The sequence below is a fragment of the Streptomyces sp. NPDC048718 genome (assembly GCF_043198875.1).
Lineage (GTDB): Bacteria > Actinomycetota > Actinomycetes > Streptomycetales > Streptomycetaceae > Streptomyces.
Genome location: NZ_JBICVG010000019.1, coordinates 15,753 through 27,744 on the forward strand (window position 1 = coordinate 15,753; position 11,992 = coordinate 27,744).

At 66.9% G+C, this 11,992-nt stretch carries 14 protein-coding genes and 1 pseudogene; 5 read left to right on the plus strand and 10 right to left on the minus strand.

Annotated elements, in window-relative coordinates; translation table 11 throughout:
- Positions 1–96: 96 nt before the first annotated feature.
- The 3 genes from ACGFRB_RS28990 to ACGFRB_RS29000 are packed head-to-tail and all read left to right on the plus strand — an operon-like array spanning position 97 to position 1,665.
- Complete coding sequence (locus ACGFRB_RS28990; protein ID WP_393247195.1) at positions 97–681, plus strand: hypothetical protein; 585 nt, start codon at positions 97–99, stop codon at positions 679–681.
- Entirely contained in the window at positions 678–1,220 is a 543-nt protein-coding gene (locus ACGFRB_RS28995; RefSeq protein WP_393247197.1) for a hypothetical protein, read from the plus strand. Before ACGFRB_RS28990 ends, ACGFRB_RS28995 begins: the two co-directional genes overlap by 4 nt.
- On the plus strand, positions 1,204–1,665 hold the full coding sequence (locus ACGFRB_RS29000) for a hypothetical protein (RefSeq protein ID WP_393247199.1): 462 nt from the start codon (positions 1,204–1,206) through the stop codon (positions 1,663–1,665). Before ACGFRB_RS28995 ends, ACGFRB_RS29000 begins: the two co-directional genes overlap by 17 nt.
- 338 nt (positions 1,666–2,003) lie before the next feature.
- Here the strand turns inward: ACGFRB_RS29000 and ACGFRB_RS29005 are convergent, their stop codons facing one another.
- The 3 genes from ACGFRB_RS29005 to ACGFRB_RS29015 all read right to left on the minus strand — a co-directional run bounded on the left by ACGFRB_RS29005 (position 2,004) and on the right by ACGFRB_RS29015 (position 4,899).
- The gene (locus ACGFRB_RS29005) at positions 2,004–2,525 is read right to left on the minus strand and encodes a hypothetical protein (protein ID WP_393247201.1); all 522 of its coding nucleotides are present in this window, start codon (positions 2,523–2,525) and stop codon (positions 2,004–2,006) included.
- An 88-nt stretch (positions 2,526–2,613) separates the two neighbouring features.
- Entirely contained in the window at positions 2,614–3,759 is a 1,146-nt protein-coding gene (locus ACGFRB_RS29010) for a NucA/NucB deoxyribonuclease domain-containing protein (protein WP_393247203.1), read from the minus strand.
- Positions 3,760–4,455: 696 nt separating this feature from the next.
- On the minus strand, positions 4,456–4,899 hold the full coding sequence (locus ACGFRB_RS29015) for a nuclear transport factor 2 family protein (protein WP_393247389.1): 444 nt from the start codon (positions 4,897–4,899) through the stop codon (positions 4,456–4,458).
- A gap of 761 nt (positions 4,900–5,660) precedes the next feature.
- Here ACGFRB_RS29015 and ACGFRB_RS29020 point away from each other — a divergent pair.
- Positions 5,661–5,891: a DUF397 domain-containing protein gene (locus ACGFRB_RS29020; RefSeq protein WP_393247205.1), complete on the plus strand. Its 231-nt coding sequence runs from the start codon at positions 5,661–5,663 to the stop codon at positions 5,889–5,891.
- A gap of 102 nt (positions 5,892–5,993) precedes the next feature.
- Positions 5,994–6,935 carry a helix-turn-helix domain-containing protein gene (locus ACGFRB_RS29025; protein ID WP_393247207.1) on the plus strand — a complete coding sequence of 314 codons (942 nt, stop codon included), beginning with the start codon at positions 5,994–5,996 and terminating at the stop codon, positions 6,933–6,935.
- A 31-nt stretch (positions 6,936–6,966) separates the two neighbouring features.
- On the opposite strand, the gene ACGFRB_RS29030 is transcribed toward ACGFRB_RS29025, so the two are convergent.
- From ACGFRB_RS29030 to ACGFRB_RS29060, 7 genes and pseudogenes are all read right to left on the minus strand, one after another.
- Positions 6,967–7,800 carry an SAM-dependent methyltransferase gene (locus tag ACGFRB_RS29030; RefSeq protein WP_393247209.1) on the minus strand — a complete coding sequence of 278 codons (834 nt, stop codon included), beginning with the start codon at positions 7,798–7,800 and terminating at the stop codon, positions 6,967–6,969.
- 174 nt (positions 7,801–7,974) lie between these two features.
- Positions 7,975–8,379, minus strand: a complete 405-nt coding sequence (locus tag ACGFRB_RS29035) for a hypothetical protein (RefSeq protein ID WP_393247211.1) — start codon at positions 8,377–8,379, stop codon at positions 7,975–7,977.
- An 11-nt stretch (positions 8,380–8,390) separates the two neighbouring features.
- Positions 8,391–8,834: a hypothetical protein gene (locus tag ACGFRB_RS29040; RefSeq protein ID WP_393247213.1), complete on the minus strand. Its 444-nt coding sequence runs from the start codon at positions 8,832–8,834 to the stop codon at positions 8,391–8,393.
- 263 nt (positions 8,835–9,097) lie between these two features.
- Complete coding sequence (locus ACGFRB_RS29045; protein ID WP_393247215.1) at positions 9,098–9,379, minus strand: hypothetical protein; 282 nt, start codon at positions 9,377–9,379, stop codon at positions 9,098–9,100.
- 753 nt (positions 9,380–10,132) lie between these two features.
- On the minus strand, positions 10,133–10,993 hold the full coding sequence (locus ACGFRB_RS29050; protein WP_393247216.1) for a hypothetical protein: 861 nt from the start codon (positions 10,991–10,993) through the stop codon (positions 10,133–10,135).
- A 186-nt stretch (positions 10,994–11,179) separates the two neighbouring features.
- Positions 11,180–11,461 (minus strand): annotated as a pseudogene (locus ACGFRB_RS29055) (transposase family protein); the annotation flags it as partial.
- A 56-nt stretch (positions 11,462–11,517) separates the two neighbouring features.
- Positions 11,518–11,928, minus strand: a complete 411-nt coding sequence (locus tag ACGFRB_RS29060; protein ID WP_393247218.1) for a MerR family transcriptional regulator — start codon at positions 11,926–11,928, stop codon at positions 11,518–11,520.
- Between the last annotated feature and the right edge of the window lie 64 nt (positions 11,929–11,992).

Below are 11,992 nucleotides of genomic sequence, written 5' to 3' on the forward strand. Positions count from 1 at the left end.
CGCCCGGGCCCCGGTCCGGACTACTCGTTCAGGTGAACCGGCCCGGCAACCAGGTTCGCGCCCGGCGCCGTGCCGGTACGGTCGTCTCTCCTGCTCGTGCTCCTGGAGGTCGTCGTGCTCTCGCGGGTTGCAGCGCCGGTTGCCGCTGCCGCGCTCCTCGCGCTCGCTACGGCGAACGCGCCGTACGCCGCCGCTGCGGTGCCGGCGGTCAAGGCCGCGCCGTGTGTCCGGGGCGAGTCCGAGGGACGGGGCCACTCGGCCGTGGACGATGGCGAGATCCGCTGGACCGAGGCCAGCCGGTACGACGGCCTGCGCACGCACGCGATCACCCAGTGGGGCAAGCTGAAGAAGATCCGCATCGCGCCGGACACCGCGACCACGGTCAATGACCTGGAATTCCGCGACTACACAGACCGGCGGTCGCGGACGGCTGGCTACTTTGAGCGGCACGGCGGGATCGCCCAGACCGATTACATCTATGTAAATCGGCATTGGCTCGACACTGTCTACAAGGATGAGCCGCGGTTCCGACGGAACATCATGGTGCACGAACTCGGGCACGCCCTGGGACTCTGCCACAAGCCGGACACCAGCAACTCGGTCATGCGGACGGCGGCGAGCCCCCGGGACGTCCCAACCGCCGTCGACCGGGCCAACTACCAGAAGGTGTGGGGACGATGAAGCGGATCGTGCTGCTGTCGCTCGCCGGGGTCGTCGTGCTGGCCGGCTCGGCGGCGGCTGCCGTCGCCGTGCTCCAGGACGACGTTGAGGTCAGCGCGTCATGCGTACCGATCATGGACACTGATCGGGACCGGGCGGGGCTCGTCGACCACATCGCCGTGGTGACGACCGGGAAAAGGTCGGAGACCCGCCGTACGGCCGAGGGCGAGCAACAGGCGACCCTGAACGTGAAGGTCGAAGAGGTGCTGAAGGGCCACCTGCCCGCGAGCATTCCCATCGACCAGATCGTCGAGCACGACTCCGGCGGCGCGCGGTACGAACAGCAGTCGCTCGTGCCCGGCGGCCACCGATACGTCATCGGTGTGTACAACTGGACGACCGACACCGGGGCGACGACGCTCGGCCGCGGGGCGTTCTTCGCCACCAGCGCCGACGGCACGACGCAGCTCCAGGCCGCGCGAACGCGGTGGCAGGACGCCATCGCGCACCAGAATCCGCCCCGTACGGATCCCACATGCAGCGATGTCGTCATGCCGTGACGCCCGTCCGCTGGGCGGCAGGAGAGCTGGGAGTCAACTGACGGCCGCACAGCGGGCCGTCGCCGAGGCATTGTGGCACTACACCGTCACCCCGATCGCGACGCCGTACTACGTGCGCGGCTGCATTCCGGACCTGGCGGAGGCCCGAGTGACCGTCGCCCTGTGGACCGGGCCGGCGGCTCGGGAGAAGCGGTCCCTTCTCCTCGCCATCCCACTTCTGCGTGACGGGAGGCCGGTCTCGGCGACCCAGGTCGTGATCGGGCTGATGAAACTGGGTCGCGGTGTCCATCTGTTCGGCTCCACCGGCCGCCGGTTCGACGGCAAGCGCATCCTCGACGGCAGCGCGCTGATCGACAGCGGATCCGAACAGCCCCTCCCTGATGAGGCTCGCGAGGGCCCCAGGGGCTTCTACTTCGAGAGGCCAGGGCACTTGAAGCAGTACTGAACCGGCATCAGGGGACCCGTGAGCGGGTCCCCTGACCGTCGCAGCATGCGTTGACGGCCTGATGCATGCCGGGCCTCCTTCCGGATGTCGCCCCTTCCTCACCGGGCCCTCCCCGGACATCGGCCCTCTCGGTGGTCCCAGCTCGGGTCCGGGGCCACCTGGCCCGTCCGCCACGGCGCCTACGGCGCCAGGCCCGGCCACGAAAGGGGAAGGTCCTTCTGGACAGACCGGACGAGTCCTTCCCCTCTTCGATCCGTGCCCTGCGCTGGGCGTGACACCAGGGCAGAGCGCCGCGGTCCACAGCGCCAGCGGAAGACCCGATGACGGATGGCCACGTATTACTGCGGCTTGCGGAAGCTCCGAGCATCCTCTTTGAGCCAGCGCGGCCCGCTGACCGGCGCCGGCCACATGTCGATGTGGTGCTGCTCAGTCAGGTCGTGCCCGTCCTCCCCGTACGCCACGGTCAGCGAGTCGTCAGCCCCCTTCACTGACAGCCTTACCCGCCAGTTGTGCTCATCGCCGTACCCCGGCCCCGGCAGGTCGATCTCCTGCACCTGTCCGTCTGCGTTGCTCAGCTGGATGTACGACTCTGCCTGGAGGTCCGCTTCTGCGATCTCGTCCCAGCCCTCCGCAATCAGCTCCGGCTCGCTTTCGTAGATCTGCACCACGGCCGGGATGTCGCCATGCTGAACGCCTGTCCTGATGACGAGCCCCGGATGCTCCTCGCTGGCTTCCAGCACCGGCATTCGCCCGTTCTCCCGCTGTCGCTCCGCCCCCCTCAGACTGGCGCCCGGCTCGGGCTCGCTGCCTGTGATCCAGTAGTGGGTGTACGCGGCGTGGAGCGTCATCTCGTGCTGCATCCCGGGCGTCTCCGATTCGTCGGCGGGAGGGGTGGTATACGTACCGGCCCCCGCACATCCACGCGGGGGCCGGCTTCAGTGTGGTCGGTCAGCGGACGATTGCGACCTGGAACGGGTCCTTGTTCAGGATCCGGTTGACGGTGTAGAAGGTGTTCAGCGCCCGCCCGGCGTCCGTGTTTTGCGTGGCGTTTACCATGCGGCGGCTGTACTTGCCGAGAAGGGAACCACCCTGGTAAGTGCTGGCGAACGCGTACTCGTCACACGACTTTCCGGCCGGACGCGGAAGGGATTCCGGGCACGACTTGCGCCGGTTCGCACGGATCTTCGATTCGTCGTAAAGTCGCTGGAGGACCGTCCGGCTGCCGTACGCGCCCGGAAGCCCCGACGTCTGCGCGTCCTTGATGTGCTTCGCGACCTCCTTCACGGGGCCGGAAAGCGAATACTGGAGCACATTCTTCGCCTGCGGGAAGACGCACCCGTACGACCGCGGATAGCCCTTCAACGCGTTGTCGCAGCGCACCACGGGGGCCGGGAACGATGCCGAGCTGCTCGGCGTCGCGCCCGGGACCGTGAAGGACCAGCGAGGTGTCGCTCCGCTCGCCAGGATCTTCCCGCTGCCGACCTTGCTCGTGAAGGTGAAGTTCCCGGCGGCCCTCCCGCTCGCCCCGAGCGACTGCGACGGGAGGCTTCCCTTCGTCGTCGCGTTCGTCGCGGAAGCGCCACCCGAGATGACCGCGGCGGCGGCAGCGCCAGACACGCTGTTCCGGGTGAAGCGCAGGCCGTACCCGAACGCCTTCGACCCGGTACGGGAGGTCACTTCACCGTGGACGGTGTACGTCATCCTTCCCAGCTCCCGGCCGGAACGCGCGTCGAGCACCCGGAAGGTGCCGGTGGCGTTCGCGCACGCGTGGAAGCGGCTGATCAGCCACGCGCTGCGCACCGTGGAACACGAGGTGGTCGCCGTGGCCGCCTGCGGGCTGGCACTGTCGAGGCTGTTCACGACGGCGACACGGTCCCCATTGGCCCGTGCATTCGCGAGAGCCTGCTGAACGGCATCGGACTTGCCAACCACGGGCTGGGTCACCGACGCTGCCACTGCGGCGGCGGAGAGGCTGCTGTTCTGCGGAGCGGCGTTGGCCGATCCGGTCAGAGAGCCGGCCGTGACGGCGGCGACGGCCGCTCCGGTAGCGGCGAGGCGCGCGAGCTTGGAGTGCATGCTGCGGTTGTTCTGCAAGGCTTGTTTCCCCCTCCGAAGCGATTCCCAGCCACCCCTGATGGCGGCCTGGTGCGGCTTCAGGTATCGGCGAGGCTATGCATCATCGGATCGAACGGGCAGTTGAATTATTGGATTTGGCCAGCTCCAATCGGTGTGGCTGGTTCTCGGTCTTCGTCCGCTTCCCGCCTTGCCGATCTTGAGTTCCTTGGTCGCGCTGTTCCTGTGGACGTTCCTGTCTGCGGTGAGGTGCCGTGCAGCACCTCGCCGGCGGGCGCCGTACGCGAATGACCTCTCGCCGGAGGGCGGATCAGCGAAGACGACCGCCGGGCCTGTGACGGCGGCGCCCCCCGGCACCGGCACGCCTGAATGAGTGACCTAAAGCGGTCAAAGCCGTTACGTGAGTATCTTGTTGAAGAGCACGCTTCGCAGGGCCCCGCTGGTAGCTCTGGCCGGCGCCCTCGTCGCGACAGGGCTGTCTGTCGGCCCTTCCTCCGCCGCTGCCCCGGCCGCGGGCGTAGGATCAAGGGCCAGCCGGGCCTGTCCACGCCCCTGAACCGGCTGACGAACAAAAGCAGGATCGGCAAGAACCGGGCGGCCGTCTGCAAGAAGAAGCACCCCCGCCCCAAGGGGCGGTCGTGTGACGAGTACCCGATGGCGTCGACCCGCGAGGGCGGCAAGGATGAGGTTTCCGGGGCCTGAGCAGCCACCGCATGATCAAAGCCCGGCAAAACTGCGCCCGGTGAGAGTGCCCGTCATGGTCGAGGGCATCGCCCCGTCGTCGCCGGAGACGAAGCAGCGGCCGAGCTCGACGTGGAGATCGCTGGACGCCGCGAGCCAGGCTTCGGTGAAGGAGTCGAGGTTCTGGCGCCCTTGGAGGACCTGGCCGAGGGTGAGGTCTTCGTAGCGACTGTCGTCTGTGTAGCAGTCCGCCAAGGACGCGGCGTCGCGTCGGTCGGTGGATTCGGCCCACCCCGCATGCCGTGTGAGGGGCGCGGCGGGGCGCGGTGGCAGGCCGTTGTGTGTCCATGATCGCCTCCTTTGGGTCGTCCGGTGGCGGAAAGGGGAAACGGCGGCGAGTTCTTCGCACCCCGGCCGGCGCGCTGTCAGCGTTCTGGATCCGGTGCCCCGTCCGGATTTTCGTCGGGTGGACGCGGGTATTCACCCAGCGCGCCGGGCAGGTCGCGGAAGTAGTGCGGCACGTTGTAGCGCGGCGTTTCCAGGACCCAGTCGCCGCGAGAAAACGAGTGAGCCCCGGCACTGCCCAGACTGCCGGGCGTGCCTCCGCGGTCAGGTAATGGTCGATCTCCGCGTTGTGCAGACGGGCGGTCTCGTCGAGTGAGGCCTGTTCGTCGAGTCCGTGTGACGGATCAGGGTGGGCGGGAGATTCAGCGGCGTCGTTCCCGTGCTGTCCGCGGTGGCCGCGTTGCGCAGCACTCTCGGTTTCTCCCCGTCCTCGACGGCCCGAGAGGTCATGGAGTGGCAGGAGCAGCAGCGCGCCGCCCACACCAACGCGTTCCGAGCCCTGCCCGGTTCTGTCGAGCAGTGCCTGAAAGAGCTGAGCGGAGATCGACATCCTGCGCTGCCTGGCCGACGGCTTGACCGCGCAGACCGCTCGGACGGCCCGGGTATCCCGAACGCCCCGTCAAGAACATCATCAGGCGCCTGCAGACCCGGCTGCGGCCGGCACACCGCACGCACCTGGTGGCCTTCGCCTGCAAGCACGGCTACCTCTGACACGCTGCTGGTCCCCGACCCCGCCGCAGCAGATTCGAATATTGGGATCGCATGACACTCTTTCGGGGAGCTGCCTCGTGGTGGGGAAGATCTTAATCTTGCATATGTGATGCCATGGATTCCCGCATGGGAATCCATGGCGCGACGGTCGAGGGTGATTACCCTCAGCAGGAAGGAGACTTCTGATGACTGTTGAGAACGGTGTACGCGCCGACGAGATTGAGGGCGTCCGCTGGAGGAAGGCCAGTGCGAGCGTCGGGATGGGAGAGTGTGTCGAAGTGGCCGCGCTGGGCAAGGGGGAGATCGCCCTGCGGAACTCCCGGTTCCCCTCCGGCCCCGCGCTCGTCTTCACCCCGCAGGAGTGGCGGGCCTTCCTCGCCGGCGCCAAGGCGGAAGAGTTCGACGCCCTTACGTGAGAAGTCAAGGTGAACGCCCTGTAAGGCGTTGGCCATAAGTTGTGGCGGCGGGCGTATTTCGGCATTCTGTCGGCAAGTATTGCCTCGATGCACGGAGAAACTATGCCTGCCGCCTCTCAGCAGCCGTCTGACAGTGACGCTTCCGTCTTCCCGCTGCAGGCCAGCGGTGACCGTCTCAGCGACAGGCTGCTCGGGGAAGAGCTTCGCGACCACAGGGTGAAGCAGGGCTACACCCTGGCCGAAGCAGCGCGGGTGATCCGCGGGTCCACGTCGAAGGTCAGCCGGCTGGAGAGAGGCGAAAGTCCTGTCAAGTACCGGGACCTGGTGGATCTGGCACGTTTCTACAGCGTCTCGCGTGATGAACAGGCTCACCTGGAGCAGCTTTACCAGCAGACCTCGAACGAGGATCTCTATGCCAGGTTCGCCGATGTCACCCCGGACTATCTCAGGCGTCTCATCCGATTGGAACGGACCGCGAGTTGGATCACGGTCTACGAACACCGGGTGATGCCGGGCCTTTTGCAGACGGAAGACTATGCCCGTTCTGTGACTCAGCTCATAGAGGTCGATCTCTCGGGCAGTGAGATCGACCGGGTTGTCCGGCAGCGGATGCAGCGCCAGGAGATTCTCCGGTCCGCACCGCCCAGTTTCGTGGGCTTGATCCACGAGCCCGTCCTCTATGCCCAGTACTGCACGCCGACCGAGATGGCCGATCAGATTCGTCATCTCATTCGGCTGACCTCGACGTGCAAGGTCAATGTGCGGATCCTTCCCAAGGAGTACATCGCCCCGCCCACGTCTGTCTTCCACATGAAGTTCAGCGAGGGGCAGCATAAGGAGCTGGCGTACTCCGAGCACGCAGACGGCGCCCACTACATCACCAACAAGGTCCAGCTCGACCGTACGCGGAAGATACTCGTGCGACTTCGGGCCGCCGCCTACGACGACGACGAGCCGCGGACCGGGATCAACGAGAACCTTGAGGCGTTGAAGAGGGCCCTTTCCCACTGGGAGAAGCTGGCTGCCGGGGAGCAGCCGGAGTGAGCTGTGCTCACTCCGGCTGCTCCCCGGCGGGTCACCGGGGCCGGGGGACGATGCCTACCCCTCCCCATTCGACCCAGTCCGTCGCGCGGTGTTCCAGGGGTGGGGGCGGGGAGTCGGGCATCCAGTCGGTCACGTCGACGAGGCCGGGGGGCTCCATGATGTGCAGGCTGTCGAAGTAGCGTGCGACTTCGTCCCGTTCACGGACGCGGCCCCAATGGCCACCCGTTGCGTCGGCCATCAGTCGGGTGACGTCATCACGTACCACGGGGTCGTCACTCACAAGCTGGCAGATCACCATGCAGCTGCCTGGTGCCAACCGGGCCGATACCGCCCTTATCACCGCGGCGGGGTCTTTGTGGTCGGGGCTGTCCGGGACGCAGTGCAGGACGGAGACGAACAGCGCCGCGATCGGCTTGTCCCAGTCGAGGAAACCCCTGGTTCCTTCGTAGATTACTTCCGTGTCCCGGAAGTCGATGTCCAGGACGTGGGTGTTGCTATTGTCGTTTAGGTAAGTTTTGGCGTGTGCCAAGACCATTGGGTCATTGTCGACATAGACCACTTTGGCGTCAGGGTCAATCCGCTGGGCGATTTCGTGCACGTTGTCCTGCGTCGGCAGGCCGCTGCCGTGATCGAGGAATTGGATGATACCTCGCTCCCTGACCAGATATCTGACGATGCGCCGCAGAAATGCCCGGTTGTTCCGGGCGAGTTGCTGTGTGCTCGGCGCGATCCTCAGTAGTACTCGGCAGGCGTCACGGTCGACTTGATAGTTCTCTGTTCCGCCGAGTAGCCAGTCGTACATGCGTGCCGCGCTGGCGTGGCTATCGTCGATGATGCGAGTTTGGGGTTTCTCCCCGTGGACCATACGCGTTCCCCTGCCTCGACGTGAGCCGACTCCGTTGAGTTATAAGGGCTCATGGTAGAGAAACGGGGAGGTCTCGGCTAGTCGCCCGGAAGGATGTATTGGTTCCATCCGCCAGGGGGCTATCTCACGCGTGCCCGGCGCACACCTGTCGCAGGGGCGTACGCCGGGCCTATTTCAGCGTCCGTCGGCGGCCAGCCGCCGTTCGGCGCCCCGCAGGAGCACCAGCGCTTCGGGTTCAGGCAGTCCCATCAAGCGTGCGGCCTGCTTGAGGGGCAGGCGCAGCTTCTGGTGCAGCAAAAGGATGTCGGCCTGGTCGCCGGACAGGAGCGAGCGGATGTGTTCCGCAGTGCTTCCTTCGGCCGCAGAGCGCCGCTCGACCTCGGCCCGCAGCCCTTTCCACACGCGTGCCGCCGGGGAGGCCGTCCGGAGCACCGTGGCCCACTGCGCCTCCAGGGCATCGAGCGCTGTCTGCACGCAGCGCCTGGCCTCGGTCCGGTCGGATGTCCAGATCTCGGCGTAACGCACATACCAGTGCTTGTTGGCATCGCACAGGGCTTCGTACACGAGACGCACCGGCATACGGTGCCGGCTCATCCTTCGTTGTCCTTTTGTTCCACGACTGCCTCGTCAGCGCGTGCTGTTACCCGGAGCCGCTCGAGTGTGACGGCGTCCGCTCCGAGGGCGAGCAGGGCCTTCTCCAGCTCGGGCCAGGTGGGCGGCGACGCGCTGTTGAGGAGCGATTCGACGGCTCCGACGGTGCCGGAGGGCGAGCCCGCGCGCCGTTCCAGGAGCCGAGGCACTTGGTCCCCGCCCCACCGGGCCCGTGCCGAAGCGGCGCTCACGCCGGCGGACCGGCCGACCTCCGCCCAGCTTTCTTCCCGCTGGCGAGCGCTGGTGACCGCTACCGCGACCAGCGACTCGATGTCGTTCGCAGCAGCGCCGGCCAGGCGCAGAACGTGTTCCAGCGGTTTCCGCTTGCCCGAGTGCAGCTGGACCGCGCGGGCGAGCAGATCGTCGGCGATCGGCTCCCACATGTTGCCGAGCGTGCCACGCTCGTGACGGGCGCGGTCGCGGTCTTGCTGCGCGTCACGCCGACACCGGGGCTTGCAGTACAGTCTGGGCCGTCCGGTCTTCGGCTGTTCGACAGGGCCCCGGCACTGCTCGCACCGGTCTGTCGGTGATGGCTTCGTCATCGATGTCTCCCTTCGCCGCCCCGGCCTGAAGATCGTCCAGTGGGCCGGGGTTCCGGCTGCCAAGGCCGGGTGGGGCCCCGGAGGGCGCCCACCCGGTGCGGGTCTCAGGCCCGGCGGGTGCGCACGAGGCGCAGGGTGCTGCGGCGGGCCGTCACGAGGAACGGCAGGAGCAGCGGTACGGCCAGCGGCCAGAGTTCCGGCGCGGGCGGACGGGTCACCACGATGATGATGACGACGACCGTCAGTCCGATGACGACCAGCAGACTGCCGCACACCCGCAGATCAAAATGGGTCTTACGGGTTTCACCCGGGCTCTCGGCAGGGATAATCGGGGTGAGGTCGGCCGGGTAGGCGTCGTGAGTCGCCCGGCTGTTCTTGATGGTCACTGAATTCCTCTCCTATGAGGATCGAGTGGTGACACCAGCAGCCCCGGGCGGCCACCCGGGGCTGCTGGCATGCAGCATGCCTTGTCGATCCGCATGCTGACGGTCCTAACATATCGCTACGGCAAGGCATTTGCGACGCGTTCAAGGTATATCCCGTCATGCAAATACGTACCTTATGCAAGGCCGTCTCTCCTGACAGGTATCTTGCGCTTTCCGGCCTTCACATCCCAGTTTCGAAGAAGTTTTCCGGGTCACTTCTGAACTATTCTGATCGATCTTGACCGATCAGATCCGGGTGCTCTCTTTTGCGGCAGGTGAGAGGAATTAAGGTGCCTCTTCAGCCCAGCCTTCCGGCCCTCAAGCGGATGCATGCCTTCCTTGCCCAATCGGCCGTGCATATGGGAAAAACGCGAATACGCATTTGTGAATCAAGAGGTGTTGTGGGCGAAGAGACCCAGGTGGGTCGAGACTGGCCTCTTTGCGATCGGGTAGGGGGTCTCAGCCATGAGGGCCCGGGGCAACTCCGCCTGCAAGACGCGGGGGGACTCCGAGATGGTTCCCCAGGTTCCGCCTACCGATCGCGCCTGCGGAGCGGTGGCGGCGACAGGGCGGCCGCAGGTTCGCATGCCGGGGTGGGCGCGGTCTGCGTGCGTCATCGCTGCGGTCGGCCGGCGGGATCGCGCAGCACGGCGGTCGCGATGCGGTCGCCACGGGGGCCGGTGAACAGGCGGGCGTCGGGATCGGGGCCGGCTGTCAGGACCCGTTGGGCGACGAGCGGGCGGATCTCCTCGATGATGGGGACCTGGCGGGCTCGTTTGCGCCTTGGTGCCTTTGTCGACCAAGCCGCCGGGTGCGGGGGGTGGTCTGGCGGCGCACGGTCCAGAGCCAGTTGGTCGTGTCGATGTCCCCGACGCGACAGCTGGACACCTCGCCGATGCGTGCGGCGGTGCATGCGGCGAAGAGGACCACCTCGCCCCAGCCTCGGTACTCGCCGTGCGAGGCGGCGACGAGGGCGTCGGCGAGTTCGACGAGCGTCTCCGAGTCGGGCAGGGCGAGCGAGCCGGGGCTGAGGAGCTCGTCCTCAACCTGCTTGTAGAGCTTCTGCCAGCCGGTCACACGGGCTGGGCTGATCCGAATGATGCCGTCTCGGACCGCCTGCTCCATGACGCGGACCAGGACCGCGATGGTGTTCTTGACGGTGGGGCGGCCGAGTTCGTCGGCGATCCAGTTCTGGGCGGTGCGGTCGACAACGCCGTTGGTGATCATCCGGACCGGCAGGTGGCCCAGCGCCGGCACTACCCGTAGACGCCAACCCGAGAGGTAGGGGTCGCGTGTCTTCAGCTCAAGGCCGCGGAGGGCGAGTTCCGTGTTCGCCTCGCCGTAGGCGGCGAGCTTCATGGTGGCGAGCGATGGGTCGAGCCCGGCGGCCGCGGCTTCGAGGACGGAGTTGATCCATGCGTTGGCCTCGTCCTCGTCCTGCTTGGCCTCGGACAGCGACATGCGGCGCTTGGTCTCGGGATCGAACCAGCGGACGCGAGCTCGGTACGGATTGGCCCTGTTGCGCCTGTGCTCGACGTCCGCCGAGATTCGGACACCGATGGGCACGGTTTCCATTCGGGGCATCAAGCCTTCCAGTCAGGGGGATGTGGCGGCTGCGGAGCCATCCCTCGACGTCGGCCGCGCTGTACATGACGACACGCTCGGAACAACCTCTCGTCCAGCAGCTCGGGGCTCAGGCCGAAGGGGCCGTCGTGGTAGCCGGCCGGCTGTCCGTACGGGATGTACGCCCGCGTCATTGGTCACGCGGGTGATCATGCCGGTCGCGAGGAACGCGGTGACGTCAGCGGGCGTGCGGAACCTGGCTGTCGATGGTGGGATGGTGTAGCCGTGCTCGGCCAGGAGGGGCCGGCCTCGGCGGACGGCCTTGGTGAGGGTGCTGCCGTTGACTCCGAAGAGTGGGGCGAGTAGGTTTCGGGTGCCGAGTTTGCGCAGGTAGAGCACGGTGGCCAGTACTCTGCCGACGGTACTCAGCTTGTCCTTGGCCCCGCGCGTTCGTCGTGCCCGCGGCGCTCGCCCGGCCCTGCCCTCCCGAAGTGCTGCCCTGATGATCATCGGACTGTGGGGCTGACTCCCGACGGTCATGTGGGCCGGCGTTCCGGCTCCCGATGCGACTCGCCTGTCCGCAGTGAGATGACCCGTTGGAAATGGGGGCAGGCGACGATGTCGTCGTGATCGCAGTCCAAGGCGCCCTCGATCAGTTCGAGTTGGGCCTGAGCTTTCGCGATGGTGGCGCGCAGGGCGGCCCGTCGGGCCGACAAGACCTCGTCGCGGCGCCGGACATCCGCGGCTGTCATCATGGCGCGGATCTCTTCGAGGGCAAGGCCGGCCTCCTTGGCTTGCAGGATCATCGCTGTCCGTACGAGTTCGTCGGGGCCGTACCGCCTGTGCCCGATAGCGTCGCGCGCAGGAGTGAGGAGGCCTGTCGACTCCCAGTGCCGCAGTACGTGGGTGGCGAGCCCGAAGCGCTCGGCGAGGGTTCCGACGCTCATCCATGGGGTGGACCGACCGTTGTCGCTTGACTTCACGTCGACATTAAGCGCCAGCCTGGCGGTT